The organism is Roseomonas sp. GC11, assembly GCF_024437745.1.
GTDB lineage: Bacteria > Pseudomonadota > Alphaproteobacteria > Acetobacterales > Acetobacteraceae > Pseudoroseomonas.
In genome coordinates, this window is the sequence record NZ_JANFNY010000029.1 from 19,416 (window position 1) to 44,943 (window position 25,528).

Sequence of the window (25,528 nt, forward strand, 5' to 3'; positions counted from 1 at the left end):
TTGCGAAAGCGATGGACGACGCGAAGAAACCTCCGATGGGCGATACCCGCACGGCCCGCATCACGGCCGAGGAGGCGCTCGCGCTGCATGCCGAGGGCAAGCCGGGCAAGCTGGAAATCCGCCTGACCAAGCCGCTGACCACGGCGCGCGACCTCAGCCTGGCCTATAGCCCGGGCGTGGCCGAGCCCTGCCTGCACATTCATCGCGACCCGTCGCTGGCCTATGACTACACGGCCAAGGGCAACATGGTGGCCGTGATCTCGAACGGCACGGCGGTGCTGGGCCTGGGCAATCTGGGCGCGCTGGCCGGCAAGCCGGTGATGGAGGGCAAGGCGGCGCTGTTCAAGCGCTTCGCCGATGTCGACTCCATCGACCTCTGCATCGACACCGAGGAGGTGGACGAGTTCGTCAACGCCGTCCGCTATCTCGGCCCGTCCTTCGGGGGCATCAACCTGGAGGACATCAAGGCGCCGGAATGCTTCGTCATCGAGCAGCGCCTGCGCGAGCTGATGGACATTCCGGTCTTCCATGACGACCAGCATGGCACGGCGATCGTCGCCGCCGCCGGTCTGATCAATGCCTGCCACCTGACGGGGCGGCAGCTGGCGGAGACGAAGCTGGTCATCAACGGCGCCGGCTCCGCCGCCATTGCCTGCGCCGAGCTGGTGAAGGCCATGGGCATCCGGCCCGAGAACGTCACCCTCTGCGACACCAAGGGCGTGCTCTACCGCGGGCGCGAGCAGGGGATGAACCAGTGGAAATCCGCCCATGCCGTGGCGACGGACCGGCGGACGCTGGCGCAGGCGCTGGAGGGGGCGGATGCCTTCTTCGGCCTCTCGGTGAAGGGCGCGGTGACGCCGGAGATGGTGCGCAGCATGGCGCCCAACCCGATCATCTTCGCCATGGCCAACCCGGACCCGGAGATCACCCCGGACGAGGCGCGCGCCGTGCGGCCGGATGTCATCGTCGCCACCGGGCGCTCGGACTATCCGAACCAGGTGAACAACGTCCTGGGCTTCCCCTTCATCTTCCGTGGCGCGCTGGATGTGCGGGCGAGCACGATCAACGAGGCGATGAAGATCGCCGCGGCCGAGGCGCTGGCCATGCTGGCGCGCGAGGATGTGCCGGAGGAGGTGGCGGGCGCCGGCGGCGGCAAGGGCCTGCGCTTCGGGCCGGAATACATCATCCCGCATGCCTTCGACCCGCGGCTGATCGCCCGCGTCTCGCCGGCGGTGGCCAAGGCGGCGATGGAGACGGGCGTGGCGCGCAAGCCCCTGCCGGACCTGCACCGCTATGCGCGCGGGCTGGCCGGGCGGCTGGATGCCGGGGTGAACGCGCTGGAGGCCATCACCGACCGGGTGAAGGCGCACCCGCAGAAGGTCGTCTTCGCCGAGGGCGAGGAGGAGAAGGTGATCCGCGCCGCCATTGCCTTCCGCAATGCGGGCTATGGCACGCCGGTGCTGGTGGGGCGGGAGGACCGCATCATGGCCACCGTCGCGGCGCTGGGCATTCCGCTGCCGGAGGGGGTGGAGATCCACAATGCCCGCCTCTCCGACAGCAACCGCCGCTATGCCGAGTTCCTCTATGGCCGCAAGCAGCGGCAGGGGCTGCTGTTCCGCGACTGCCAGCGGCTGGTGAACCAGGACCGCAACGCCTTCGCCGCCTGCATGGTGGCGCTGGGCGATGCGGATGCGATGGTCTCGGGCATCACCCGCTCCACCAGCGCGACGCTGGAGGGGGTGACCACGGCGATCGACCCGGCGCCGGAGACGGTGCTGTTCGGCCTGTCGCTGATGCTGGCGCGGCGCTCCGGCACGGTGCTGGTGGCCGATACCGCCATCCATGAGCGGCCGGACGCGGCGACGCTGGCCAGCATCGCCCGCCAGTCGGCGGCGGAGGCGCGCAAGCTGGGGCTGACGCCGCGCGTGGCCTTCCTCTCCTTCTCCACCTTCGGCGATCCGGGCGGCACCATCACCGGCCCGGTGCGGGAGGCGGTGCGCCTGCTCGACGCCGCCGGGGCGGATTTCGAGTATGACGGGGAGATGGCGGCGGATGTGGCGCTGAACCCGCAGCTGCGCGCGCTCTATCCCTTCTGCCGCCTGACGGGGCCGGCGAATGTGCTGGTGATGCCGGGGCTGCACGCCGCCCATATCCTGACCAAGGCGGTGCCCTACCTGACCAGCGCCACGACCATCGGGCCGCTGCTGGTGGGCATGTCCAAGCCGGTGCAGATCATCAACATGGGCAGCAGCGTCGGGCAGATCCTGGAAATGGCCTGCTTCGCGGCGCACGCGGCGATCGCGCGCTGAGATCCTCCGGGGGGCGCTGCCCCCCGGACCCCCCGCTGGGGTGGCAGGGCCACCCCAGACCCCGCCTTCAGTAAAGCGTCCCGCCAGGACGGGAGACGGCGGCAGCCTGAAAGAAAGGGGGAATTCATTCCCCCAGATTCTGCTGCCTCAGATCTTTCACCTATTCCGCCAGACCGAGCGCCACCAGATGCGCCGCGCCGTCCAGCACGGCGTTGTGGTCGCGCAGTTCGAGGATCAGGCGCGGATTGGCGCGGGTCGTCGCCAGGGCGGCGAAGATGCTGTGCCACAGGATATTCCCCTGGCCCGGGCGCCAGTGGCGGTCCGCATGGCCATCCGTGTCCTGGAGGTGGATGTGGTGCAGCGCCTCGCCGGCCAGCAGCACGTGGAAATCCACCGGCGGGGCGCCGGTGCTGACATGGGCGTAGTTGGCATGGCCGGTGTCGAGCGAGACCTTCACCGCCGCGCTGTTGAAGCTGGCGGCCAGGGCGATGCGGTCGCGCGGGTCCTTGTCCTCGATATTCTCGATGACGAGTTCGCAGCCCATCTCCTCGGCGCGGGAGACGACGTCGCGCAGGGTGTTGTGGACGCGCTCCACCAGCTGCGCCCGGGCGCCGGGGAAGGCGTCGAGGTTGTTATGGTCCCAGGTGGTGAAGGGCGAGTGGACCACCATCTGCGTGGCGCCGAGGGCGGCGCAGACATCGAGGCCCTGCATCATCCGGCGGCGCACCACGGCGCGGATCTCGGGGTCCTGCGAATCGATCTTGAAGCCCCAGAAGGGGCCGTGAATGCCGAGCCGCCCGGTATGGCCATCGAGCAGGGCGCGGAGGCGCTCCGCCAGCGGGCGCCAGTCGCCATCCAGCACCTCGGCCTTGTGGAAGTCCTGGATCTCCAGGTCCCGCTGCTTCTCCAGCAGCCAGTCACGGTGGCGGGGCAGGCTGTTGATCGTCAGGGCGGCCCCGAGGACGGGACGGGTGGCTTGGGTCATGCTGTCTCTCTTGCCGGGATGCGCCATCAGGCGGCGGGGCGGCTTACGCCGCGCCGGCTACCGCGCGGTGACGCCAGGGTGACAGCAGCATGACGTTGCGGCGGGGTCAGCCCTCCGCGTGGTGGCAGACGAAGCAGAGCTTGTTGCCATCCGGGTCGCGCACATAGGCGCCGTAATAGCTGGGGTGGTAGTGGGAGCGCGGTCCGGGCGCGCCCTCGCAGCGGCCGCCCATCTCCAGGGCGAGGGCGTGGCATTGCCGCACCGTGGCGCGGTCCGGCGCCAGCAGGGCGAGCATGGGGCCATTGCCGGGGTTGGGCGGCTGGCCATCAAAGGGCGGGGTGATGAAGAGCAGGGGCCGGCCCTGGTCCTCCGGCCCCCAGGCGGCCTGGCTGGTTTCCGGGCTGTGGAAGCGCAGCTTCAGGCCGAGCGCCGTGGCCAGCGCGGCATAGAAGCCGAAGGCCCGCGCGAAATCGGAAATGCCGAGGCTGACATGCGAGATCATGGGCTGATCCTGCCACGCGCGCGGGCCGATTCGCACCCCCGGTGGCTTCCCGCCCCGAGGGCAGGCCGCCCCCGGATGGGTTTCCAAAGGCCTCAGGCCTTTGGTGGGGAGAGTTTGAGAGGGGCGAAGCCCCTCTCAAGAAGCGGCTCTTTCAGCCCTGGCGGCGGGCGATGGCCGCTTCCACGGTGTTTTCCAGCAGGCAGGCGATGGTCATCGGCCCGACGCCGCCCGGCACCGGGGTGATGGCGCCCGCGCGCTCGCTGGCCGGGGCGAAATCGACATCGCCGGTGATGCCGCCATTGGGCAGGCGGTTGATGCCGACATCGATGACGATGGCGCCATCGCTCACCCAGTCGCCCTTGACGATGCCGGGGCGGCCGACGGCGGCCACCAGGATCTCCGCCCGGCGGCACTCGGCGGCGAGGTCGCGGGTGCGGGAATGGGCGATGGTCACGGTGGCATCGGCCGCCAGCAGCAGCGCCGCCATCGGCTTGCCCACGATGTTGGAGCGGCCGAGCACCACGGTGCGCGCGCCCGCGATGGTGGCGCCGGCGGCGGCCAGCAGGTGCATCACCCCCTTGGGCGTGCAGGGCACCAGGCCCTTCTGCCCGGTGGCCAGGCGGCCGGCATTGACGGCGTGGAAGCCATCCACGTCCTTCGCCGGGTCGATCGTCTCCAGCACCGTTTGCGCCCGGATATGGGCGGGCAGGGGGAGCTGGACCAGGATGCCATCCACCGCCGGATCGTCGTTCAGGCGGCGCACCAGGGCGAGCAGATCGGCCTCGGTGGTCTCCTCCGGCAGGTGGAGCGTGGCGCTGTCGATGCCCACCTGCTGCGCCGCGCGGTCCTTGTTGCGGACATAGACGCCGCTCGCCGGGTCCTCGCCCACGCGCACCACGCGCAGGCCGGGGGTGAAGGGCAGGGTCTGCACCTGCCCGGCGATGCGCGCGCGCAGCGCGGCGGCCACGGCCTTGCCGTCGATGATGCTGGCGGTCATGCCAGGGTCTCCAGAAGTTCGAGCAACCGGGCGCTGTCCCCGGCGATGCGGCATGTCTTTTCCCGCGATGCCGCCCCCTGCACCACCGATATGGTGGAAGGGGGGACATGCAGCGCCTCGGCGAGCAGGGCGCAGATGGCCTTGTTGGCGCGGCCATCCTCCGGTGCCGCGTGCACGGCGAGCTTCAGGCGCGGCCCGTCCGGCGTCTCCACCCAGCCCTGCAGGCCGGCGCGGCGGGCCTTGGGCTGCGCCTTCACGCGCAGTTCAACCCCGCCCGCCACGGCGCGCCAGCCCCTCACGGCCGGCGGCTCAGCCGCCGACCAGCGGCCAGAGCGTCGTCCACAGGAAAATGCGGAAGGCGTAGAGCACCAGGATCAGCAGCATGGGCGAAATGTCGATGCCGCCGAGATTGGGCAGGATATTGCGAATCGGGCGCAGCGCCGGCTCGGTGATCTTGTAGAGGAAATCCCCCACCGCCCAGACGAGCCGGTTGCGCGTATCCAGGATGTTGAACGCCACCAGCAGGCTGAACACCGCGGCGATGATCAACGCCCACACGTAAAGGCCGACCGCCTGATCGACGAACCAGAACACCGCGTACATCGCCATCCCCTTCTCGTGAGGCCCTCAGATACGAAGCCCTGCCGATTGCGGCAAGGACCGCTTGACTTCCCCCGCGACCTCGGGGATAAGCCGCCCACCGCGCGAGTGTGGGGCTGTAGCTCAGATGGGAGAGCGCCTCGTTCGCAATGAGGAGGTCAGGGGTTCGATTCCCCTCAGCTCCACCACCCCGCGGTGTTGAAGAACCGGCCTCCTGGCCGGTTTTTTCGTTTTGCCTGCCGGCAGGAAGAAAGAGGTTCTTTTTTGGAAAAAAGAACCAAAAAACTTTTTTCAGGGCAGCGTCCCGCTGTGCCGGGAGAGGGCGGCAGCCTGGAAAATTAACCAGCCTTCAGCCCCTGCACGAAGCGGCCAACCTCGCCGGAGAGTTCGCGCGCCTGCCCGGCCAGCTGGCTGGCTTCCTTCAGGGCCGCCCCGGCCTCGCTGCCGGAGGCGGCCACGGCCTCCCCCACATCGCCGATATGGCTGCTGACATTGCGGGTGGCGCTGGCCGTGTGCTGGACGTTGCGGGCGATTTCCGTGGTGGCGTCGCGCTGCTGCTGGATGGCGGCGGCGATGGCCCCGGCAATGCTGCTCACCTCGTCGATTCGCGCCACGATGCTCTGGATGGCACCCACGGCCTCGCCGGTGGCCTGCTGGATCTGGCTGATCTGGGTGGCGATTTCCTCCGTCGCGCGGCCGGTCTGGCTGGCGAGGTTCTTCACCTCCGAGGCCACCACGGCGAAGCCCTTGCCGGCCTCCCCGGCGCGGGCGGCCTCGATGGTGGCGTTCAGCGCCAGCAGGTTGGTCTGCCCGGCGATGGAGGTGATCATCTGCACCACGTCGCCGATGCGCTGGGCGCCCTCGGCCAGGGCGCGGACGACGCCATCGGTGCGCCGGGCATCCTGCACCGCCTGCCCGGTGATCTGCGAGGACTGCGCCACCTGCCGGGCGATCTCGCCGATCGAGGCGGTGAGTTCCTCGGCGGCGGCGGCGACGGTCTGCACGCTGCTGCTGGCCTCCCCGGCGGCGCCGGAGACCTTGCGCGTCTGCTCCAGCGTGGCGCCGGCACGCTGGGCCATGCGCTCGGCGGTGGCGCGCATGCCCTCGGCGGCGCCGGCCATCTGCGTCACCAGCCGGCCGATCTTCGCCTCGAAATCGCTGGTCAGGGCGGCGGCGGCCTCGCGCTTCATCTGGGTGGCGCGGCGCTCGGCCTCGGCCTGGGCGGCGGCCAGCTGCTCCTTCTCCGCCAGGGCATCGCGGAAGACGAGCAGCGCGGCCGCCATCTCGCCGATCTCGTCGCGCCGCGCCTGGCCGGGGATGGCGGCGGCGGTGTCGCCGGCGGCCAGGCGGCGCATGGCGCGCGTCACCTCCACCACCGGCCGCGCCACCAGCCCGTTGATCAGCAGCCCCAGCGCCGGCAGCAGCAGCAGCAGCGCCAGCAGCACCGCCACCACCGCCGCGTCACGGAACGCGGTGACGCCCTGGTAGGCCGCCGCCCGCTCCACCACCACGCCGACATGCCAGCGCACGCCGGGCAGCCCCTCGATGGGGAAGAAGCCGTAGAGCAGGCTCTCCGTCTCCCCCAGCATGGCCCCGCCAGAAGAGAGGGCGGAGGAGGCGCCGGGCAGCGCCTCGGAGAGCGGGCGCAGCACCAGCTTCTCCTCCGGGTGGGCGAGGACGCGCCCGCCCTCCTCCACCAGCAGCAGGTAGCCCTTATGGCCCATCGGCATGGCCCGCAGCATGGCCTGGATGGCGGTCATCTCCAGGTCGCCGCCGGCCACGCCCAGCAGTTCCGCCCCGCGCATCACCGGCACGGCGGCGGTGATCATCAGCTTGCCCGTGCTGGCGCCATGATAGGGCGCGGTGAAGACCGGCTGGCGCGCCCGCTGCGCCGCGTCATACCAGGGGCGCCTGCGCGGGTCGTAATCGGCGGCCATCTGGCGGTCCGGCCGGATGGTGAACTGGCCGGACTGCGTGCCGTAATAGAGGGTGGCGAAGCTGCTGGTCAGGCTCTCCTGCCCCAGCAGGGTGCCGGCCTCCTGCGGCAACTGGCGCAGCTGCTCCCCCAGCGCGCGCACCACCAGCATCCGCCCGTTCAGCCAGGCATGGATGCTGGCGGCGAGGGATTGCCCGGCCTGGCGCAGCTCGTCCTGCACCTGGCCGGCGCGTTCCTGGCTCTGCTGGCGATAGCTCCACAGCGCGAAGGCGCCGAAGGAGAAGGCCACCAGCAGCGAGGTGGCGAGCAGGATGCGGTGGATGAAGCGTCCGCGCCTGGGGCTTGCGGTGGCGGGCATCGGGGCTCCTCGCGATGCGAGGCGGCGGTGGGCCTCGTGCCGCCCCGGTCACCCGATGGGTAGCCCAACTTTCTTGATGGCCGGTGAAGCGACAGGGCCTCAGACCTTTTCGCCGCCCCGCGCCTTCCGGTCCGCCGGTGGGCGGGGCGCGCGGCTACATCCGCTTCAGCCAGATCTCTTCCGCCCGGTGCCCGGCCCCCTTGCGCAGCACCAGCCGCGCCCGCTCCCGCGTCGGCAGGATATTCTCCCGCAAATTGCGCAGGTTGATCTCCCGCCAGATGCGCCGCGCCACCGCCAGCGCCTCCTCGCGCGGCAGGTCCCTGTAGCGGTGGAAATAGGAACGCGGCTCCTGGAAGGCGGTGCGCTGGAGCAGCAGGAAGCGCTCCTCATACCATTGGGCGATCTGCGCCTCCTCGGCATCGACATAGACCGAGAAGTCAAAGAAATCCGAGGCCAGCGAGGGCGCCCCCGGCGCCGCCTGGAGCACGTTCAGCCCTTCGAAGATCAGGATGTCCGGCCGCCGCACGATCTGCCGCTGGCCGGGGAGGATGTCGTAGGTGAGGTGGGAATAGACCGGGGCGGAGACCTCCGCCTCCCCCGCCTTCACGGCGCTGAGGAAGCCGATCATCCGCCGCAGGTCGTAGCTCTCCGGGAAGCCCTTGCGCTGCATCAGCCCGCGCGCCTCCAGCACCCGCGTGGGGTAGAGGAAGCCATCCGTCGTCACCAGCGCCACGCGCGGGTGGTCCGGCCAGCGCGAGAGCACGGCCTGCAGCACGCGGGCGAAGGTGCTCTTGCCCACCGCCACGCTGCCGGCGATGCCAATGATATAGGGCGGCGGCGCCGCCTCCCGCCCCAGGCCCGCCTGCTGCCCCAGGAAGATGTCCTGCACCTGGCCCAGCCCGCGCGCCGCCGCCACCTTCAGGTTCAGCAGGCGGGAGAGCGGCAGGAAGACCTCCGCCACCTCGTCGAGCGAGAGCGCCTCGGAGACGCCGCGCAGCCCCTCCAACTCCTCCACCGAGAGGGAGAGCGGCGTATTGGCGCGCAGCGCCGCCCAGTCCGGGCGGCTGAAGATGCGGTAGGCCTCGGGGCTGCGCGCCACGCCGCGGCGCCGCAGCGCCAGCGGGGTGAGGAGGGCCGGGGTCTGGCTGGCGGGGGGCATGGGCTTTTCCTCATCGGCCCGGGTGTGCCTGATTCTGGCACCGCTTTGCTGCGTTGCGAAGGGGGGTCTGGCCGGGCGCGGTGCCTGCGCTCAGGATGGCCGGCGAAGCACGGAGGAAACCTGCACCCCTCATGACACACGCACCCACGCACGCGCATGCCCACACCCTGCCGGCGCCGCCCGAGCCGGGCCGCCTCACCCCCGTCCTGCCCGGCCTCTTCTGGGCCCGCATGCCGCTGGATTTCGCCCCCTGGTATGTGAACCTCTGGCTGATCGAGGATGGCGCGGGCTGGCTGGCCGTCGATGCCGGGGCGCGCTCCGAGGCCACCCTGACCCATTGGACCCGCATCCTGGAGGCGGAACTGGGCGGCCGCCCCGTCACCCGCCTGCTGGTGACGCATTTCCACCCCGATCATGTCGGCTTCGCCGGCTGGCTCTGCGAGCGCGGCGGCGCCCCGCTGCTGATGCCGCGCACGGAATACCTGATGGCGCGCTTCCTCGCCCTCGACACGGATGAGGGGATGACGGGCCAGCAACTCCGCTTCGCCCGCGCCTGTGGCGCGCCGGAGGGGTATCTCTCCTATCTCGGCGGGCGCGGGCCGCTCTATGCGCGCTCCGTGGTGGCGCTGCCGCGGCAATACCAGCGCATCGCCCAGGATGACGTGCTCGCGGTGGGCGGGCGGTCCTGGCGGGTGCTCACCGGCGGCGGGCACGCGCCGGAAATGGCCTGCCTCCATTGCGAGGAACTCGGCGTGCTGATCTCAGCCGATCAGGTACTGCCGCGCATCAGCCCCTATATCGGCGTCGGCGCCAGCGAGCCGGAGGCCGACCCGCTGCGCGACTTCCTCGACTCGAATGCCCGGCTGGCGGCCCTGCCGGCGGCCACCCTCGTGCTGCCCTCGCATGGCGAGCCCTTCACCGGCCTGCGCGAGCGCGTCACCGCCCTGGCCGACCATCACGCCGAGCGGCTGGATACCCTCGCCGCCGCCTGCGCCACGCCCCTGACGGCGTATCAGGCCATGGGGGTGCTCTTCCCGCGCGTGAAGGAGGAGCGGGCCATCGGCTTCGCCCTGGGGGAAACCCTCGCTCACCTCAACCGGCTGCTGGCGGAGGGGCGCATTCGGCGCGGGGAGGGCGGCGTGCCGCTTTACGAAAAGGTATAAAAAAAGTCTGGGGGAAGGAATTCCCCCAGACCCCCATCTTTTTTCTCTCAGTGGCCGCCCCGGCGGAGTGCCGCGTCCCGCCTCTCCACCAGATGGCGGCAGCCTGAAAGAATCAGGTTTCGAGCATGCGGCGGAGGAGTTCGACATCCTCGGCAAAGGTGCTGTCGGACTGCATCAGCTCGGCCACGCGGGAGACGGCATGCATGACCGTGGTGTGGTCGCGGTTGCCGAAGCGGCGGCCGATCTCAGGCAGGGAGCGGCTGGTCAGCTGCTTGGCCAGATACATCGCCACCTGGCGCGGCCGCGCCACATTGCGCGCGCGCCGGGCGGAAGACATGTCCGTCAGGCGGATATTGTAGTGCTCGGCCACCTTGCGCTGGATCTCCTCGATCGTCACGCGGCGGTCATGGGCGCGCAGGATGTCATGCAGCACTTCCTGCGCCGATTCCAGCGTGATCGGCCGGCCGAACAGATTGGCATGGGCGATCAGGCGGTTCAGCGCGCCTTCGAGCTCGCGCACATTGGACGTGATCTTGTGCGCCAGGAATTCCAGCACGCGCGGCGGCACATCCACCTCGGCGCCCTGCGCCTTGGCCTGGAGGATGGAAATCCGCAGCTCATAGGTGGTGGCGTGGATATCGGCCACCATGCCGCAGCCCAGCCGGGTGCGCAGGCGGTCCTCCAGGCCGGACAGGTCGGAGGGCGACTTGTCGGCGGAGACGACGATCTGCTTCCCCGCATCCACCAGCGCGTTGAAGGTGTGGAAGAATTCTTCCTGGGTGTTGTCCTTGCCGATCAGGAACTGCAGGTCGTCGATCATCAGCACATCGACGGAACGCAGCGATTCCTTGAACTCCATCGTGCTCTGCGAGCGCAGCGCGGCGATGAAGCGGTACATGAACTTCTCGGCCGACATATAGGCGACGTTGCGCTGGCCGTTGAAGCTGATGGCCCAGGCGATGGCATGCATCAGGTGGGTCTTGCCCAGGCCGACGCCGCCATAGAGGAAGAGCGGGTTGAAGCCCGGGCTGGCCGGCTTCTCCGCCACGCGGCGGGCGCAGGCATGGGCGAACTCGTTCGGCTTACCAACGACGAAGCTGTCGAAGGTGAAACGCGGGTCGAGCGGCGCCGCCCAGTCATTGCGCGAGTCGCTGCGCGCATCGCCGCGCGGGGCGGAGGCGACGGGCTCGGCCAAAGCGAGGGTGGACTGGGTGGGGCGCGGCTGCGGCGCGGCGCCGGCCAGGCCCTGCGGCGCCGGGGCGGCCAGATTCTCTGCCAGGGAAGAGGCGAGCGCGGCCTCGGCCTCCGGCGCGCGGCCCTCGGGCGCCACGCGGATCTCGACGCGGCGCACCCCCAGATTCTCGGCCGTCCACAGGCTGCGCAGGCGATCGCCATAATGGCTGCGGACCCAGTCGCGCAGGAAGCGCGTGGGCAGCAGGATGACCGCCTCCTCGCCTTCGATGGCGGAGAGGGTCATCTGCCGCAGCCAGCTGCGATACTCGACCTCGCCCACTTCCTCGCGCAGGCGGCCGCGGATGCGGGCCCAGGCTTCCGCGATCTGCCCGGTCGCGGCGGCGGAGGAAGTGCCGAGCTCATTCTCCATGCGAAGCACCTGCCACCCTTCTGGCCCTTGGCCAAGCTGAAGCGACCCCTCGCGGGGCGACAAGAACCGGTCCACAGGCGCGCTGCCCCGATCAGCCCCCAGCCCGGGGAGCGGGAAGGGGCCGGGACGACACAGACCTACAGCGCGCCGGACAATAGACGCAAATCACCGATTCGCTTGCAGTGTCGGATTCAAAGAAGTGAACCCGACGACCGAAGACGACCGGTAACGCCGTGATGTAAATGGGTACTCTTGTGCGGCGGCCTGTTCTGGAAGGCTATCCCCCGCCGCGCCTCGGGCGCAACGGGTTCTTAGCGAGAACACGAAAGCCGCCGGTCACCCCGCAGAAAGTCGCGGTGCGATCAGGCCTGGGCGGTGGCGCCCAGGGCCTTGATCTTGGCGGACAGGCGGGAGAGCGTGCGCGCCACGGTGTTGATGTGCATCACGCCCTTGCTGGCCGCGCGCTGGATCTCCGGCTGCGCGTCCTTGAAGGCGGCCTGGGCGGCGGCCTTATCGCCGCTGCTGATGGCCTTCTGAACCTTGGTCAGGAAGGTGCCGACGCGGGACCGACGGGCGCGGTTGCGCTCGTTGCGAGTGGCCGTCTGCCGGATGCGCTTGCGCGCGGAAGCCGTGTTCGCCATGGCGGTGTTTCGAACCAGTCGTCTGTGTCTCAGGGACGCTCGCGGCCATGGGTTGCCCGATGGCTGCGCTGCGGGAAGGCGCCGCTTCTACCCGCCCGGGGTGTGCAGAGTCAATGCATGACGCCCTGTGGACAAAGTCATGACGCCCGCCACCGGGCTGCATGGCGCAACCCGTCCCGCAGCCGGAATGCCATCAAAGCTTCGCGGAAGCGGCACGGCCCTGTCATTTCCGCCGCTTAGAGGGCGCCCCGGAATAGACCGGGGTCGGCAGGTGCCAGCAACCGCATCAGGAATCACGATCGAGGGGGTGGCACGGCGCTTCGGTGCCCAGCCCGTGCTCAAGGGGGTGTCGCTCCAGGTGGCGGCGGGGGAATTCGTCGCCCTGCTCGGCCCCTCGGGCTGCGGCAAGTCCACCCTGATGCGCATCATCGCCGGCATCGAACAGCCCGACTCGGGGCGTATCCTGATCCAGGGGCGGGATGTCACCGCGCTGCGCCCGGCCGCGCGGGATGTGGCCATGGTGTTCCAGTCCTACGCGCTCTACCCGCACCTGACGGTGGCGGAGAATATCGCCGTGCCGCTGGCCATGCGCCGGCTCTCGGCGGCGCAGCGCCTGCCGCTGCTGGGCGGGCTGCTGCCCGGCGCCCGCGCCGCGCGCGGGGCCATCGCCGCCGAGGTGCGTGCCGCGGCCGAGTCGCTCGGCCTCGGCGCGCTGCTGGCGCGGCGGCCGGGGCAGCTTTCGGGCGGGCAGCGGCAGCGCGTGGCGCTGGCCCGCGCCATGGTCCGCCGCCCCGCCGCCTTCCTCATGGATGAGCCGCTCTCCAACCTCGATGCCGCGCTGCGCGTCCACACCCGGCGGGAGATCGTCGGGATTCACCGCCGCGCCGGCTGCGCCACGCTCTATGTGACGCATGACCAGTCCGAGGCCATGACCATGGCCGACCGCGTGGCGGTGATGCAGGGGGGCGAGATCCTCCAGGTCGCCAGCCCCGAGGCCATCTATGCCGACCCGGCGGATCTGCGGGTCGCCGCCTTCATCGGCTCGCCGCGCATCAACACCCTGGCCGCCGAGGCCGGGGCGGATGGGCTGGTGCGCGTGGCGGGGCGGCCCATCGGGCTGCGCACCACGCCCGGCCCGGTCACGCTCGGGCTGCGGCCCGAGGCGCTCTTCCCCGCCGCGCAGGGCCTGGCGGTGCGGGTGGAGGCGGTCGAGTTCCTGGGCGATGCCGTGCTGCTGCATGCCCGCCACGAGCCCTGCGGCACCGCCCTGGTGCTGCGCCTGCCGCCGGAGCGGCGGGCCGGGCTGGCGGCGGGGCAGAAGCTGGCGCTGGGCTTCGAGCCGGACCGCGCGCTGCTCTTCGGCGCCGATGGCAGGCGCCTGCCGGCGCGGGACGTGGCCTATGCCTGAGCTGCTGGAGGCCGAGGCCAGGGAGGGCGCCGCCCTCCCTGGACCCTCCCGCCGGGGTGGCACGGCCACCCCGGACCCCGCGAACGGAAGGGAGGTCCAGGAACCTCAGGTTCCTGGCGGGGGTCCAGGGGGCGGCGCCCCCTGGCTGCTCCTGACCCTCCCCGCCATCCTGGCCTATGTGGTGCTGCTGCTGCTGCCGACCCTGGCCGCCATGGCCCTGGCCTTCACCGATTACGAACTGGGCGCCGGTGGCTTCGCCTGGATCGGCCTCGACAATTTCGCCGAGCTGCTGCGCGACCGCGGCTTCCGCCAGTCCTTCGCCAACACGCTGTTCTATGTGGCGGTGGTCACGCCCGGCTCGATCTTCGGCGCCCTGGCCATCGCCCTGCTGATCGAGGGCGGGCGGCGCGGGCGCACCCTGTTCCGTGCCCTCTTCTTCCTGCCCGTGGTATCGCTGACGGTGGCCATGGCCACGGCCTGGCAATACCTGCTGCACCCCACCATCGGCCCGCTCAACGCCATGCTGCGGCAGGTGGGGGTGGCGGGGCCGGCCTGGCTCTCCGACTCGGGCATGGTGATGTGGTCCCTGGCCGGCATCGGCATCTGGGAGAATCTCGGCTTCAACCTCGTGCTCTTCCTGGCCGGGCTGACCGCCATCCCGCGCGAGCTTTACGCGGCGGCGGAGGTGGATGGCGCGGGCTCGGCCTGGGCGCGCTTCCGCCTCGTCACCTGGCCGATGCTGGGGCCGACCACGCTCTTCATCCTCACCATCACCATGATCCGCGCCGTGCGCGTCTTCGACACGGTGAAGGTGCTGACCCAGGGCGGCCCGGCCAAGGCCTCCGAGGTGCTGCTGCACACCATGTACCAGGAAGGCTTCACCTTCTTCCGCCTCGGCTATTCCGCCGCCATCACCCTGGTCTTCCTGGTGATCGTGCTGGCGCTGATGTGGCTGCAGACGCGCCTCCTCGACAAGCGGGTGCACTATGCCTGAGCGCGATACCCCCTGGCTGCGCGACCTGCCGCGCCTCGGCCTGCTCGCCCTGCTCGGGCTGCTGCTGCTGCTGCCCTATCTCTGGATGGTCTCGGCCAGCCTGAAGCCGGCGGAGGAGATCTTCTCCGCCAGCCTCTCCCTCTGGCCGAAAACCTTCGCCGCCGCGCGCAACTATGGCGCGGTGTTCGAGAGGCTGCCGGTGCTGCACTACCTGTGGAACGGCGTCATCGTCTGCGGCGGCATCCTGGCCTTCCAGCTGCTCTTCGCCATTCCCGCCGGCTATGCCCTGGCCAAGCTGGAATTCCGCGGGCGGGAGGTGCTGTTCGGCGCCGTCATGCTCGGGCTGCTGGTGCCGCCGCATGTGCCGGCCCTGCCGCTCTTCGCCGGCTTCAGCGCGCTGGGCCTGCTCGACAGCTACACGGCGCTGATCGCGCCCTCCACCATTTCCGTCTTCGCCATCTTCCTGTTCCGCCAGTTCTTCAAGGCGCTGCCGGATGAGCTGATCCACGCCGCGCGGCTGGACGGCATGGGGGAGATGGCCATCGTCTGGCGCGTCATCCTGCCGAATGCCTGGCCGGCCGCCACGGCCTTCGCCATCTTCTCGGTGGTGGCGCACTGGAACGACCTGTTCTGGCCGCTGATCGTGGTCAATGGCCCGCAGCACGCGACGCCCGCGCTGGGCGTCCTCTTCTTCCGCACCAGCGAGGGGGATGACGATATCGGCATGCTCATGGCCGCCGCCGTCATCATGACCGCCCCCCTGGTCCTGGCCTTCCTGCTGGCGCAGCGGCGCTTCGTGGAAGGCATCGCCACCACCGGCCTCAAGGGCTGACACCGGAGAGACCCCGCCATGACCCCTTCCTTCAGCCGCCGCCAGGCGCTGCTGCTCTCGGCCGGCACGCTCGCCGGCCTCGCCGCCCCGCGCCTCCTCCGCGCCCAAGGGCAGACGGAGATCACCGTCCACTACGCCCAGCCCTTCATCTACAAGGAGGCCTATGACGCGATGCTGGCCGCCTTCGCCAAGGCGGAGCCGGGCATCAAGGTGACCTATGTCACCACCCCGAACTATGAGGAGGGCGCGCAGCTCATCCTGCGCCAGGCCAGCACGGGGCAGTTGCCGGACCTCTCCTACCAGGGCTTCAACCGCCTGCGCATCTTCGCCGAGCGCGGCCTCGCCCAGGATCTGGCGCCGCTGCTGGCCCAGGAGGGCCGCCCGGAGCAGCAGGGCTATACGCCGAACTTCCTGGCCCTCGGCCAGTTCGGCGGCATCCAGGCGGGGCTGGCCTATGCCGCCTCCAACCCGGTCTGCTACTTCAACGCCGACCTCGTCCGCCGCGCCGGTGGCAACCCGGACCAGTTCCCGACGGACTGGAACGGCGTGCTCGACCTCGCCGCGCGCATCAAGCGCCTGGGCGATGGCCATGAGGGGCTGTGGTTCACCTGGAACGGCGATGACTGGATGTTCTCCGCCCTGCTCTTCGGCCATGGCGGCCGGATGCTGGCGGCGGATGAGCGCGATGTGGGCTTCGCCGGCCCCGAGGGCCTCGGCGCCCTGACCCTGCTGGAGCGCATGGTGAAGGAAGGCGGCATGCCCAACCTGACCGCCCCGGCGGCGCGGCAGGCCTTCGCCGCCGGCAAGCTCGGCATGATCTTCCAGACCACGGCGCTGGTGCGCGGCACGCTGGCCAATGTCGGCAACAGCTTCGAGCTGCGCACCACCACCATGCCGGTGATCGACCGCGAGAAGGGCCGCCTGCCCACCGGCGGCGCCGCCGGCATGCTGCTGGCCAGGGACCCGGCGAAGCGCGAGGCGGCGTGGAAGTTCCTGCGCTTCTCCACCGGCCCCGAGGGGCAGGCGATGATGGTGAAGAACACCGGCTACCTGCCCTGCAACCAGCTCGCCATCGACCAGCCGCAGTATCTGGCGGCGTTCTACAAGGACAACCCGCTCTTCGTGCCGGCGGTGAAGCAGATCCCCATCTCGGTGCCCTGGTATGCCTTCCCCGGCACCAACAGCGTGCGCGTGACGCAGACCATGGTGGACAACCTGGCCCGCATCGTCGAGCAGCGCGCCACCCCGGCCGAGGTGCAGGCCGACATGGCCGCCGAGGTGCGCCGCCTGCTGCCGCGCAAGGCCTGAGCCATGGCCTTCACCCTGGCGCAGATCAGCGACACCCACCTCTCCGCCCTGCATCCCGGCTTCAGCGCCAATTTCGAGGCGCTGGCCGAGCACCTGCTGGCCGAGGCGCCGGACCTCGTCATCCACACCGGCGATGTCTCCGCCCATGGCGAGCAGCCGGGGCCGCAGGGCGGGGAGGACCTCGCCTTCGCCCGCGCGGCGATGGACGGGCTCGGCCTCGACTGGCTGGCGGTGCCCGGCAACCATGATGTCGGCAACGACCCGGCCTGTGGCGGCGACACCCCGGCGGATGCCACCCGCATGGCCCGCTGGGAGGCCGCCTTCGGCCCGGGCTATTTCCTGCGCGACGTGCCGGGCTGGCGGCTGATCGGGCTGAACACCCTGATCACCGGCACCGGCCTGCCCCAGGCGGAGGCGCAGTTCGCCTTCCTGGAGGAGGCGCTGGCCGGCGCCGCCGGGCGGCGCATCGGCCTCTTCCAGCACAAGCCGCTCTGCGAGGTGACGATGGCGGAAAGCCAGCTCACCTACTGGGCGGTGCTGCCGGGGGCGCGGCGCCGGCTGCTCGGGCTGCTGGCCGGGCATGATGTCGCCTTCATCGCCTCCGGCCATGTGCACCAGGCGCAGGACCGCGGCGTGGTGGAGGGCTTCCGCCATGTCTGGGCGCCGGCCGTCGCCTTCTTCGTCGGCGACACCTGGCAGGCGCGGATGGGGGATAAGCGCCTCGGCTATGTCCGCCACCGGCTGCACGCGGATGGGCGGCATGAGGCGGAGATCCTGCCGCTGCCCGGCCTCCAGCCGCATGATATCGGGCTGATGCCGCATATCTACGGGCCGCAGAAGCCGGTGGCGGCCTGATTGGTCTCCTGGGGAGGCTCTGCCTCCCCAGACCCCTCCGCCGGGGGGACAGGGTCCCCCCAAATTTTCCTTGGGGGACCCCGCCAGATAGCTTTTTCTCCATGGGCTTGACTCGCTTCCCAGGCGGGTTCATCTGCCCGACAGCGGCGCCAGATGCGCCGTTTTCCAGGACCCCGAACCGAAACATGCCCAGCGACAGTCACTCTCGATTGTCCGCCCTGGCCCTGGTTCGCGCCGGCTGAGCCCGAGGGCTCGCCGCGCGGCCGCCGGCGGCGGACGCAAACAGGTGAGCCCATGCTTCAGACCTCCGCCCCCCTGCGGCTGGCCCTTGGCCATGCCGCCGACCTCGTCGAGCACCTGAACGAACTGCCGGCGGAAGAGGCCCTGGCCCTCTTCCTCACCCTGCCGGCCGAGCGGCAGGTGGAACTGCTCGACAACCCCGAACTGCACGGCGCCACCGCGCTGCTGCGCGGCCTGCCCCCGCCGCTGGCCAGCCAGCGCCTGGCCGAGATGGCGGCCGACCGCGCCGCCGACCTGCTGCGTGAACTGCGCCCCGCCGAGCGCGCCCGCCTCCTCGCCCCGCTGGAGCCGGAGCCGGCCGGCACGCTGCGCCAGCTTCTCGGCTACCCCGAGGGCAGCGCCGGCAGCCTGATGACGACCGAATTCGTCAGCCTGCCGGCCACCGCCACCGTGGCCGAGGCGCTGGACCATATCCGCGCCGTCGAGCGCACGCGGGAGACGGTCTATGCCCTCTACCTGCTCGACCCGGCGAGCGGCGTGCTGCTGCGCACCCTCTCCCTGCGCCGGCTGATCACCGGGCGGCCGGAACAGAAGGCCATCGACCTCGCCCCGGTGCAGGAGCCCGTCTTCGTCTCCCCCGCCACGCCGCGCGACGAGGTGGCCCGCCTCTTCGCCCGGCACGACCTGCTGGCGGTGCCGGTGCTGGACACGGCGCGCCGCGTGCTCGGCATCGTCACCGTGGACGACGTGCTGGACGCCGTGACGGCGCGCGACACGGAGGAGGCCCAGCGCTTCGGCGGCGTCGAGTCCCTCGGCAAGCCCTATCTCCGCCTGGGCTTCCTGGAGATGCTGCGCAAGCGCGCCGGCTGGCTCTGCATCCTGCTCCTGGGCGAGATGCTGACCGCCAGCGCCATGCAGTATTTCGAGGATGAGCTGGAAAAGGCCCTGGTGCTGACGCTGTTCATCCCGCTCATCATGAGCTCGGGCGGCAATTCCGGCAGCCAGGCCACCTCCCTGCTGATCCGCGCCCTGGCGCTGGGCGAGGTGCGGCTGCGCGACTGGTGGCGCGTCGCGCTGCGCGAGGCGCCGACGGGGCTGGCCCTGGGCGGCATCCTGGGCGGGCTGGCCTGCGCCCGCATCCTGCTCTGGCAGGGGCTCGGCCTCTATGACTACGGCCCGCATGTGCTGCTGGTGGCGCTGACCGTGGCGCTGGGCATGCTGGGGATCGTGCTGTTCGGCTCGCTCTCCGGCGCCATGCTGCCCTTCGCCCTGAAGCGCCTGGGCTTCGATCCCGCCAGCGCCAGCGCCCCCTTCGTGGCGACGCTGGTCGATGTGACGGGGCTCGTCATCTACTTCAGCGTCGCCATGCTGGTGCTGGGCGGGACACTGCTTTAGGCAAGGAAAGACGTTCTTTTTTGAAAAAAAGAACCAAAAAACTTTTTCAGTTTGCGTCCCGCTGATGGCCTGAGGCGGGACGCCAAACTGGAAAAGTCTTTTTGCTTCTTTTTCTTCAGAAAAAGAAGATTTTTTTCTTTTACTTAAAGACAGGCTTCCGCTTTTCCAGGAAGGCGGCCATGCCTTCCTTCTGCCCTTCGGTGCCGAAGAGGCTGAGGAACATGTGGCGCTCCAGGCGGACGCCCTCGCGCAGCGGCATTTCGAAGGCGGCGTTGACGGCTTCCTTGGCCATGGCGACGGCGGGGGCAGAGAGGGTGGCGATCTTCTCAGCGATCTTCAGCGCCTCCGGCATCAGCTCGGCCAGCGGCACGACGCGGGAGACGAGGCCGGTGCGCTCCGCTTCCTCGGCGCCCATCATGCGGCCGGTCAGCACCATTTCCATGGCCTTGGCCTTGCCGATGGCGCGCGTCAGGCGCTGGCTGCCGCCGGCGCCGGGGATGATGCCGAGGGTGATCTCGGGCTGGCCGAATCTGGCGTTGTCGGCGGCGATCAGGATGTCGCACATCATCGCCACCTCGCAGCCGCCGCCCAGGGCGAAGCCGGCCACCGCGGCGATCACCGGCTTCTTCACCGTCAGCACGGCTTCCCAGCTCGCGCCGATGAAGTCGTTCAGATAGGTGCCGGGGTAGCTGCGCGGCTGCATCTCGCGGATATCGGCGCCCGCGGCGAAGGCCTTCTCGCTGCCGGTCAGGATGATGGCGGCGATGGCCGGGTCGGCGTCGAAGGCGCGCAGCGCCTCGGCCAGCTCGCGCGTCAGCTGGTCGCACAGCGCGTTGAGCGCGTTGGGGCGGTTCAGCCGGATGATGCCGGCGGGGCCCTGCGTCTCGGTCAGGATCATCTCATAGGCCGTCATGGCGCGCTCCCGTGTCGTGGGTTTTCAGCGTTGCGTCTGGGCACAGAAGAAAGTGCTGCGGCCGGATTGGACGATGCGCGAGACGCCGCCGCAAGTCTCCGGCCCCGGCCCTCGCCCTGGGCAGAGCGGGCAGGGCTGCCCCGCGCGGTCATAGACGTGGAAGCGGTCCTGGAAATGGCCCAGCTCGCCATCCGTCTGCACATAGTCGCGGAGCGAGGAGCCGCCGGCCTCGATGGCCTCGGCCAGCACGGCCTTGATGGCGGGCACCAGCCGGGTGGCGCGGGCGCCGGGGATGGTGTGGGCCAGGCGGCGCGGCGAGATGCCGGCGCGGAACAGCGCCTCGGCCACGTAGATATTCCCCAGCCCGGCGACGATGTGCTGGTCCAGCAGCGCAGCCTTGATCGGCGTCTGTTTGCCTGCCAGGGCGGCGGAGAGCACGGCGGGGGTGAAGTCTTCCTCCAGCGGTTCCGGCCCCATGCTGGCCAGCAGCTTGTGCTGGTCCTCCGTGGCGGTGGGCAGCAGGTCCACCCCGCCGAAGCGGCGCGGATCGGCGAAGCCGATGCGCTGGCCGTCATCGGTCTGCATCACGAGGTGCTCGTGCGGGGGCGGGGGCAGGTTGCTGCCCACGGGCCGCGCCACCATGCGCCCGGACATGCCGAGATGGATCAGCACCGAGTCGCCGCCGGAGAGGCGCATCAGCATGTATTTGCCGCGCCGCCGGAAATTCTCGACGCGCGCGCCGGTCAGGCGCCCGGCGAGGCCGGCGGGGAAGGGCCAGCGCAGCCCCTCGCGGTGGGTCTGGGCCTGGGTGATGACGCGGCCCTGGAGCAGGCGGGCCAGTCCGCGCATCACGGTCTCGACTTCGGGAAGCTCAGGCATCGGGGTCCGGGCAGGGTCAGGGAGCCCGGAGTATAGGCAGCCCCGGCGGTTCGGGGAGGGTGTGGCGCAAGCTGGAGGGCGCGCGGGCTTGAGAGGGGCTTCGCCCCTCTCTGCACCTGCGCGGCAGTGCCGCGCAGCCACCAAAGGCCTGAGGCCTTTGGAAACCCATTTGCGTTCGCCCGTCAGCGCGAGGCTTTGTAGAGCTTCGTGGCGATCTCCAGCATTTCCTCCGGCGCGTAGTCGGGCGTGAAGGCGGAGGGCACGCCCTCCAGCTGGTGGATCTTGCCGCCCTCGGGCAGGCCATCCACCACTTCCAGCTCGCCGGGCGGGTCGCCGGGCAGGGCCTGCTCGCCTTCCCAGATGCCGGCCATCTCCCGGTAATCCTCCGGGCTGAAGCGGTAGAGCCGGCGGTGCGAGCCTTCCTGGAGGTATTTCTGGCATTCCGGGATGTTGCCGAGCGGGATGTTCGGCACCGGCAGCATGTTCTCGATGGCGACGCCCGTCAGCTTCTTCAGCGCCAGGGCATAGGCATGGGCGTGCACCGAGCCGCGCACCAGGAGATAGCCACAGACCTCGCGGCCGGTGGGGTCGCTCAGGCTTTCATAGACGCGCAGCTTGTGCAGGCGGGCGCCGCATTCCAGGTGGAAATTGTGCAGCAGGTCGAACACCACATTGCCGGTGGTGGTGACGAAGTCGGCATTCCAGGACATGGAATTGCTGTTCACCGGTGTGGCGCCGCCGCCATGCGAGAAGAAGGCGGCGGCGCTGCGGATATCCTTCATCGCCTCGAAAGGCGCGCCGGAGATATCGCCGCCCTCCATCCCGCCCAGCCCGAGATCCGGCCCGTTGGCGAGCATGGCGATGCCGTTGGAGACCAGCTCGACATGGCCGATTTCCTCGGCGGTGATGCTGGCGACCAGGCTGTAGAAGGGCCGCAGCTTGCTTTTGCTGCGGAAGTTGAAGCTCTGGAACATGTAGTTCCCGAGGGTGGACATCTCCCCGTATTTCCCGCCGAGCAGTTCCTGCAGGGCTGCGGCGGCGTTGGGGTCGGCGCGCTTGGGCGCGGGCAGTTCGGCCTGAAGGCGGTCGATCCGCATGAACATGCAGGCGTCTCCCTTGTGTTGGGGTGCACCTGCGCAACCGCGCCGCGGGCCGAAGGTTCGGCGGGGTCCGGGGGGATCCTATCCCCCCGGCGGGGGGTCCAGGGGGGCGGCGCCCCCCTGGCGGCGGAAGCAGTGTAGCGCCGCCGCGCCGTGCTCGCGCAGATGGGTCTTCTCAAACCCCTCCAATTCCAGGCTTTCCTCCCGCCCCGTCTCCGCGATCAGCAGCGCCCCGGGGGCGATCCACCCCGCCGCCGCCAGCGCCGCGACGGCCTTGGGCACCAGATCCTTCCCATAGGGCGGATCGAGAAAAACCAGCCCGCAGGCCGCCCCCGCCCGTGGCGGCCGTGTGGCATCCCCGGCGATGACGCGGGCGGCGCCTTCTTCCCGGCAGGCGGCGATATTGGCGCGCAGGATGGCCAGCGCCGTGCGGTCCTGCTCGATGAAGCTGGCCGAGGCGGCGCCGCGCGAGAGTGCCTCCAGCCCCAGCGCCCCGGTGCCGGCGAAGGCATCGAGCACCGCCACCCCCTCGATCCGCCCACGCCCGGCCCAGGGCGCGTGCCACAGCATGTCGAACAGCGCCTGGCGCACGCGGTCCGCCGTGGGGCGGGTGGCGGCGCCGGCGGGGGCCTGGAGCGGCCGCCCGCGATGCCGCCCGGCGATGATCCGCATGGCTCAGCCCTTGCGGGGCTTGCGGCCGCCGCGCCGGCCGGGGCCTTCCGGCTGGTCCGCATCCGGGCCCTGGGCCACGGCGCCCCAGGGGCGGCGCAGCTTCTCCGTGGCGTTGCGCGCGCGCGGCGGGCGGGCGGGGCGGCTGCGCTGCACGGCCTCGGGCTTCGGCGCCCCCCCGGCCGCCTTCCCGGCGGCTCCCTGGGAGGCTTCCCCGGCGGCTTCCCGCGCGGAGCGCGCCTCTGTGGCCTCGCGCGCGGCGCGGGCCTCGGCGGCCAGTTCCACGCCCCGCTTGATGCGCGGCGGCGCGTCCAGCCCGAGCTGCTCGCGCAGCACCTTGGCGTTCACCTCCTCCACCGCGCCGCGCGGCAGGTCGCCCAGCTGGAAGGGGCCATAGGCGGTGCGGATCAGCCGCGTCACCGTCAGGCCGAGATGCTGGAGGACGCGGCGCACCTCGCGGTTCTTGCCCTCGCTGAGCGAGACGGTCAGCCAGGCATTGGTGCCCTGGCGGGAGTCCAGCCCGGCCTGGATGGGGCCATAGGCCACGCCCTCCACCGTGATGCCGTGGGCGAGGGCGGCCAGGGCCTTCTCATCCACCCGGCCATGCACGCGGGCGCGGTAGCGGCGCGTCCAGGCATTGTCCGGCAGTTCCAGCTTGCGGCTGAGCGCGCCGTCATTGGTCAGCAGCAGCAGCCCCTCGGAATTGAGGTCCAGCCGGCCGACGGAGACGAGGCGCGGCAGGCCCGCCGGCAATTCCTCGAAGACGGTGCGGCGGCCCTCCGGGTCCTTGTGCGTGGTCACGAGGCCGGGCGGCTTGTGGTAGCGGAAGAGCCGCGTGCGATCCGGCTCCGACACCTTCTTGCCGGCGACGCTGATGCTGTCCCCCGGCTGAACGAAGCTGGCCGGGCTGTCGAGCACCCGGCCATTCACCGCCACCTGCCCCTCGGCGATCAGCTTCTCCGCGTCGCGGCGGCTGGCCACGCCGGCACGGGCCAGCCACTTGGCGATGCGCTCGCCCTTCGGGCCATCCTGCTCCTCGCTCATGCGCGGCGCTCCCGGCAGGCGGTGACGAAGGCGTCGAGGATCGTCTGGTCCGCCGCGTCCACCGCGTATTCGGGGTGCCACTGCACGCCCAGGGCGAAGCGGTGGGTGGTGGATTCGATGCCCTCGATCACCCCATCCGGCGCCAGGGCGTTGACGATGCAGCCCGGCCCCGGCCGCTCCACCGCCTGGTGATGCGCCGAGTTCACCGCCATGCGCGGCGCGCCCACCACGCGGGCGAGCAGCGTGCCCGCGGTGATCGCCACCTCATGCCCCGGCTCGGTGCGCGGGTTGGGCTGCTCATGCGCCAGCGCCGCCGGCACACTGTCCGGGATGTGCTGGATCAGCGTGCCGCCCAGCACCACGGCCAGAAGCTGCTCGCCACCGCAGATGCCGAGCACGGGCAGGTCCCGCGCCAGGGCGCCGCGCATCATCGCCAGTTCAAAGGCGGTGCGGCCCTCCTTCAGCACGACCGTGTCGTGCTTCGGGCCGCCGCCATAGAGGGAGGGGTCCACGTCAAAGGCGCCGCCCGTCACCAGAAGGCCGTCAATCTCGTCCAGGTAGCGCTCGGCCTGCTCCGGCAGGTGCGGCAGCGCGATGGGCAGGCCACCCGCGCGGGCGACACTGTCAAAATAATTCTGCCGCAGGGCATACCAGGGGAGCTTGGAGTAGCCGCCCGGCTGCTCCGCATCCAGGGTCAGGCCAATCAGGGGGAGGGTGCGCATGCGCGCGTGCCTAACGCCCAGGGAAAGCGGACACAATGGAAAACGGGGGGCTCCGCCCCCCGAACCCCCCGCCGGGGGAACAGGGTTCCCCCGGACCCCGCCTTCAGGGGGGCTTGCCGGGGGGCAAGGGGTGGGCTGATCTGCCGCGGAGGCAGGAGGCCAGCAGATGGAATTCAAGGGCAGGCGCGTCGTCGTCATGGGGGGGAGCCGCGGGATCGGGCGCAGCATCGCGCTGGGCTTCGCGGCCGAGGGGGCGAGCGTGGCGCTCTGCGCCCGCAGCGCCACGGCGCTGGAGGCCACGCGGGCGGAGATCGCGGCCCTCGGCGTGCCGGTCTTCGCCGGGGGCTGCGATCTGGCGCGGGCGGAGGACATCGCCGCCTTCATCCCCCAGGCGGCCGCGGCGCTGGGCGGCATCGATGTGCTGGTGAACAACGCCTCCGGCTTCGGCGCCACGGATGATGAGGAAGGCTGGGCCGCCTCCTTCAGCGTGGACATGATGGCCATCGTCCGCGCCTCCCAGGCCGCGCTGCCCTGGCTGGAACAGGCGGAGGGGGGCAGCATCGTCAATGTTTCCTCCATCTCGGCGATGCGCGCCTCCAGCCGCGCCGCGCCCTACGGCGCCATCAAGGCGGCGGTGCTGCACTACACCGCCAGCCAGGCGAAGACCTGGGCGGGCAAGGGCCTCCGCGTGAACGCCGTGGCCCCCGGCTCCATCGAATTCCCCGGCGGCAGCTGGGAGCGGCGCCGCACCAGCGACCCCGCCCTCTATGACGCCACGCTGAAACAGATCCCCTTCGGCCGCCTCGGCACGCCGGAGGAGGTGGCGGATGTGGTGCTGTTCCTGGCCTCGCGCCGGGCGCGCTGGGTGACGGGGCAGGGCATCGTGGTGGATGGCGGCCAGCTGCTCGGTTCCTGA

General features: G+C 70.7%; 24 protein-coding genes and 1 tRNA gene. 10 read left to right on the top strand and 15 right to left on the bottom strand.

Annotation, left to right across the window (positions count from 1 at the left end):
- Positions 1-35 precede the first annotated feature (35 nt).
- The gene (locus NON00_RS11055) at positions 36-2,309 is read left to right on the top strand and encodes an NADP-dependent malic enzyme (RefSeq protein ID WP_256020695.1); all 2,274 of its coding nucleotides are present in this window, start codon (positions 36-38) and stop codon (positions 2,307-2,309) included.
- 160 nt (positions 2,310-2,469) lie between these two features.
- Here NON00_RS11055 and NON00_RS11060 read toward each other — a convergent pair whose 3' ends face one another.
- From NON00_RS11060 to NON00_RS11080, 5 genes are all read right to left on the bottom strand, one after another.
- On the bottom strand, positions 2,470-3,294 hold the full coding sequence (locus tag NON00_RS11060; RefSeq protein ID WP_256020698.1) for a sugar phosphate isomerase/epimerase: 825 nt from the start codon (positions 3,292-3,294) through the stop codon (positions 2,470-2,472).
- Positions 3,295-3,400: 106 nt separating this feature from the next.
- Positions 3,401-3,796, bottom strand: coding sequence for a VOC family protein (locus tag NON00_RS11065; RefSeq protein ID WP_256020700.1), 396 nt, complete (start codon positions 3,794-3,796; stop codon positions 3,401-3,403).
- A gap of 151 nt (positions 3,797-3,947) precedes the next feature.
- Positions 3,948-4,793 carry a bifunctional methylenetetrahydrofolate dehydrogenase/methenyltetrahydrofolate cyclohydrolase FolD gene (gene folD, locus NON00_RS11070; RefSeq protein WP_256020702.1) on the bottom strand — a complete coding sequence of 282 codons (846 nt, stop codon included), beginning with the start codon at positions 4,791-4,793 and terminating at the stop codon, positions 3,948-3,950.
- Positions 4,790-5,092, bottom strand: a complete 303-nt coding sequence (locus NON00_RS11075; RefSeq protein WP_256020705.1) for a DUF167 domain-containing protein — start codon at positions 5,090-5,092, stop codon at positions 4,790-4,792. Before NON00_RS11075 ends, folD begins: the two co-directional genes overlap by 4 nt.
- A 10-nt stretch (positions 5,093-5,102) precedes the next feature.
- A complete protein-coding gene (locus tag NON00_RS11080; RefSeq protein ID WP_256020768.1) occupies positions 5,103-5,396 on the bottom strand; it encodes a YggT family protein in 294 nt (97 codons plus the stop codon).
- Between the two features lie 109 nt (positions 5,397-5,505).
- Between NON00_RS11080 and NON00_RS11085 the strand changes: the two genes are divergently transcribed.
- A tRNA-Ala gene (locus NON00_RS11085) sits at positions 5,506-5,581 on the top strand.
- 150 nt (positions 5,582-5,731) lie between these two features.
- Here the strand turns inward: NON00_RS11085 and NON00_RS11090 are convergent.
- Together NON00_RS11090 and coaA are read right to left on the bottom strand one after the other, a co-directional pair.
- Positions 5,732-7,687 carry a methyl-accepting chemotaxis protein gene (locus NON00_RS11090; RefSeq protein ID WP_256020708.1) on the bottom strand — a complete coding sequence of 652 codons (1,956 nt, stop codon included), beginning with the start codon at positions 7,685-7,687 and terminating at the stop codon, positions 5,732-5,734.
- Positions 7,688-7,841: 154 nt separating this feature from the next.
- Positions 7,842-8,846, bottom strand: a complete 1,005-nt coding sequence (gene coaA / locus NON00_RS11095) for a type I pantothenate kinase (protein ID WP_256020710.1) — start codon at positions 8,844-8,846, stop codon at positions 7,842-7,844.
- Between the two features lie 131 nt (positions 8,847-8,977).
- Here coaA and NON00_RS11100 point away from each other — a divergent pair, with 131 nt between their 5' ends.
- The gene (locus NON00_RS11100) at positions 8,978-10,009 is read left to right on the top strand and encodes an MBL fold metallo-hydrolase (RefSeq protein WP_256020712.1); all 1,032 of its coding nucleotides are present in this window, start codon (positions 8,978-8,980) and stop codon (positions 10,007-10,009) included.
- Positions 10,010-10,121: 112 nt separating this feature from the next.
- On the opposite strand, the gene dnaA is transcribed toward NON00_RS11100, so the two are convergent.
- Together dnaA and rpsT are read right to left on the bottom strand one after the other, a co-directional pair.
- Entirely contained in the window at positions 10,122-11,612 is a 1,491-nt protein-coding gene (gene dnaA / locus NON00_RS11105; protein ID WP_256020715.1) for a chromosomal replication initiator protein DnaA, read from the bottom strand.
- A gap of 362 nt (positions 11,613-11,974) precedes the next feature.
- Positions 11,975-12,253: a 30S ribosomal protein S20 gene (rpsT, locus tag NON00_RS11110; RefSeq protein ID WP_256020718.1), complete on the bottom strand. Its 279-nt coding sequence runs from the start codon at positions 12,251-12,253 to the stop codon at positions 11,975-11,977.
- Between the two features lie 271 nt (positions 12,254-12,524).
- On the opposite strand from rpsT, the gene NON00_RS11115 reads away from it, so the two are divergent.
- From NON00_RS11115 to mgtE, 6 genes are all read left to right on the top strand, one after another.
- Positions 12,525-13,661, top strand: coding sequence for an ABC transporter ATP-binding protein (locus NON00_RS11115; protein ID WP_256020721.1), 1,137 nt, complete (start codon positions 12,525-12,527; stop codon positions 13,659-13,661).
- Positions 13,654-14,655 carry a carbohydrate ABC transporter permease gene (locus NON00_RS11120; protein WP_256020723.1) on the top strand — a complete coding sequence of 334 codons (1,002 nt, stop codon included), beginning with the start codon at positions 13,654-13,656 and terminating at the stop codon, positions 14,653-14,655. The genes NON00_RS11115 and NON00_RS11120 overlap by 8 nt, the downstream gene beginning before the upstream one ends.
- The gene (locus tag NON00_RS11125) at positions 14,648-15,487 is read left to right on the top strand and encodes a carbohydrate ABC transporter permease (protein ID WP_256020726.1); all 840 of its coding nucleotides are present in this window, start codon (positions 14,648-14,650) and stop codon (positions 15,485-15,487) included. The genes NON00_RS11120 and NON00_RS11125 overlap by 8 nt, the downstream gene beginning before the upstream one ends.
- Positions 15,488-15,505: 18 nt before the next feature.
- Positions 15,506-16,795: an ABC transporter substrate-binding protein gene (locus NON00_RS11130; protein ID WP_256020728.1), complete on the top strand. Its 1,290-nt coding sequence runs from the start codon at positions 15,506-15,508 to the stop codon at positions 16,793-16,795.
- Positions 16,796-16,798: 3 nt separating this feature from the next.
- Positions 16,799-17,650, top strand: a complete 852-nt coding sequence (locus NON00_RS11135; protein ID WP_256020729.1) for a metallophosphoesterase — start codon at positions 16,799-16,801, stop codon at positions 17,648-17,650.
- Between the two features lie 294 nt (positions 17,651-17,944).
- Positions 17,945-19,285, top strand: coding sequence for a magnesium transporter (gene mgtE, locus NON00_RS11140; protein ID WP_256020732.1), 1,341 nt, complete (start codon positions 17,945-17,947; stop codon positions 19,283-19,285).
- A gap of 139 nt (positions 19,286-19,424) precedes the next feature.
- Here mgtE and NON00_RS11145 read toward each other — a convergent pair whose 3' ends face one another.
- The 6 genes from NON00_RS11145 to NON00_RS11170 all read right to left on the bottom strand — a co-directional run bounded on the left by NON00_RS11145 (position 19,425) and on the right by NON00_RS11170 (position 24,612).
- A complete protein-coding gene (locus NON00_RS11145; RefSeq protein WP_256020735.1) occupies positions 19,425-20,198 on the bottom strand; it encodes an enoyl-CoA hydratase in 774 nt (257 codons plus the stop codon).
- A gap of 24 nt (positions 20,199-20,222) precedes the next feature.
- Positions 20,223-21,077, bottom strand: coding sequence for a bifunctional DNA-formamidopyrimidine glycosylase/DNA-(apurinic or apyrimidinic site) lyase (gene mutM, locus NON00_RS11150; protein ID WP_256020737.1), 855 nt, complete (start codon positions 21,075-21,077; stop codon positions 20,223-20,225).
- A 182-nt stretch (positions 21,078-21,259) separates the two neighbouring features.
- Entirely contained in the window at positions 21,260-22,180 is a 921-nt protein-coding gene (locus NON00_RS11155; protein WP_256020738.1) for a manganese catalase family protein, read from the bottom strand.
- Positions 22,181-22,258: 78 nt separating this feature from the next.
- Complete coding sequence (gene rsmD, locus NON00_RS11160; RefSeq protein ID WP_256020740.1) at positions 22,259-22,849, bottom strand: 16S rRNA (guanine(966)-N(2))-methyltransferase RsmD; 591 nt, start codon at positions 22,847-22,849, stop codon at positions 22,259-22,261.
- Positions 22,850-22,852: 3 nt separating this feature from the next.
- The gene (locus NON00_RS11165) at positions 22,853-23,890 is read right to left on the bottom strand and encodes a pseudouridine synthase (RefSeq protein WP_256020742.1); all 1,038 of its coding nucleotides are present in this window, start codon (positions 23,888-23,890) and stop codon (positions 22,853-22,855) included.
- Positions 23,887-24,612: a gamma-glutamyl-gamma-aminobutyrate hydrolase family protein gene (locus tag NON00_RS11170; RefSeq protein WP_256020743.1), complete on the bottom strand. Its 726-nt coding sequence runs from the start codon at positions 24,610-24,612 to the stop codon at positions 23,887-23,889. The genes NON00_RS11165 and NON00_RS11170 overlap by 4 nt, the downstream gene beginning before the upstream one ends.
- Before the next feature lie 166 nt (positions 24,613-24,778).
- Here NON00_RS11170 and NON00_RS11175 point away from each other — a divergent pair, with 166 nt between their 5' ends.
- Positions 24,779-25,528 carry an SDR family NAD(P)-dependent oxidoreductase gene (locus NON00_RS11175; protein ID WP_256020744.1) on the top strand — a complete coding sequence of 250 codons (750 nt, stop codon included), beginning with the start codon at positions 24,779-24,781 and terminating at the stop codon, positions 25,526-25,528.

Excerpts from the sequence above, each read along its gene's own strand:
- NON00_RS11055 (WP_256020695.1), top strand. The coding sequence starts at position 36 with ATGGGCGATACCCGCACGGCCCGCATCACGGCCGAGGAGGCGCTCGCG.
- NON00_RS11060 (WP_256020698.1), bottom strand. The coding sequence starts at position 3,294 with ATGACCCAAGCCACCCGTCCCGTCCTCGGGGCCGCCCTGACGATCAAC.
- NON00_RS11065 (WP_256020700.1), bottom strand. The coding sequence starts at position 3,796 with ATGATCTCGCATGTCAGCCTCGGCATTTCCGATTTCGCGCGGGCCTTC.
- folD (WP_256020702.1), bottom strand. The coding sequence starts at position 4,793 with ATGACCGCCAGCATCATCGACGGCAAGGCCGTGGCCGCCGCGCTGCGC.
- NON00_RS11080 (WP_256020768.1), bottom strand. The coding sequence starts at position 5,396 with ATGTACGCGGTGTTCTGGTTCGTCGATCAGGCGGTCGGCCTTTACGTG.
- NON00_RS11090 (WP_256020708.1), bottom strand. The coding sequence starts at position 7,687 with ATGCCCGCCACCGCAAGCCCCAGGCGCGGACGCTTCATCCACCGCATC.
- coaA (WP_256020710.1), bottom strand. The coding sequence starts at position 8,846 with ATGCCCCCCGCCAGCCAGACCCCGGCCCTCCTCACCCCGCTGGCGCTG.
- NON00_RS11100 (WP_256020712.1), top strand. The coding sequence starts at position 8,978 with ATGACACACGCACCCACGCACGCGCATGCCCACACCCTGCCGGCGCCG.
- dnaA (WP_256020715.1), bottom strand. The coding sequence starts at position 11,612 with ATGGAGAATGAGCTCGGCACTTCCTCCGCCGCCGCGACCGGGCAGATC.
- rpsT (WP_256020718.1), bottom strand. The coding sequence starts at position 12,253 with ATGGCGAACACGGCTTCCGCGCGCAAGCGCATCCGGCAGACGGCCACT.
- NON00_RS11120 (WP_256020723.1), top strand. The coding sequence starts at position 13,654 with ATGCCTGAGCTGCTGGAGGCCGAGGCCAGGGAGGGCGCCGCCCTCCCT.
- NON00_RS11125 (WP_256020726.1), top strand. The coding sequence starts at position 14,648 with ATGCCTGAGCGCGATACCCCCTGGCTGCGCGACCTGCCGCGCCTCGGC.
- NON00_RS11130 (WP_256020728.1), top strand. The coding sequence starts at position 15,506 with ATGACCCCTTCCTTCAGCCGCCGCCAGGCGCTGCTGCTCTCGGCCGGC.
- NON00_RS11135 (WP_256020729.1), top strand. The coding sequence starts at position 16,799 with ATGGCCTTCACCCTGGCGCAGATCAGCGACACCCACCTCTCCGCCCTG.
- mgtE (WP_256020732.1), top strand. The coding sequence starts at position 17,945 with ATGCTTCAGACCTCCGCCCCCCTGCGGCTGGCCCTTGGCCATGCCGCC.
- NON00_RS11145 (WP_256020735.1), bottom strand. The coding sequence starts at position 20,198 with ATGACGGCCTATGAGATGATCCTGACCGAGACGCAGGGCCCCGCCGGC.
- mutM (WP_256020737.1), bottom strand. The coding sequence starts at position 21,077 with ATGCCTGAGCTTCCCGAAGTCGAGACCGTGATGCGCGGACTGGCCCGC.
- NON00_RS11155 (WP_256020738.1), bottom strand. The coding sequence starts at position 22,180 with ATGTTCATGCGGATCGACCGCCTTCAGGCCGAACTGCCCGCGCCCAAG.
- rsmD (WP_256020740.1), bottom strand. The coding sequence starts at position 22,849 with ATGCGGATCATCGCCGGGCGGCATCGCGGGCGGCCGCTCCAGGCCCCC.
- NON00_RS11165 (WP_256020742.1), bottom strand. The coding sequence starts at position 23,890 with ATGAGCGAGGAGCAGGATGGCCCGAAGGGCGAGCGCATCGCCAAGTGG.
- NON00_RS11170 (WP_256020743.1), bottom strand. The coding sequence starts at position 24,612 with ATGCGCACCCTCCCCCTGATTGGCCTGACCCTGGATGCGGAGCAGCCG.
- NON00_RS11175 (WP_256020744.1), top strand. The coding sequence starts at position 24,779 with ATGGAATTCAAGGGCAGGCGCGTCGTCGTCATGGGGGGGAGCCGCGGG.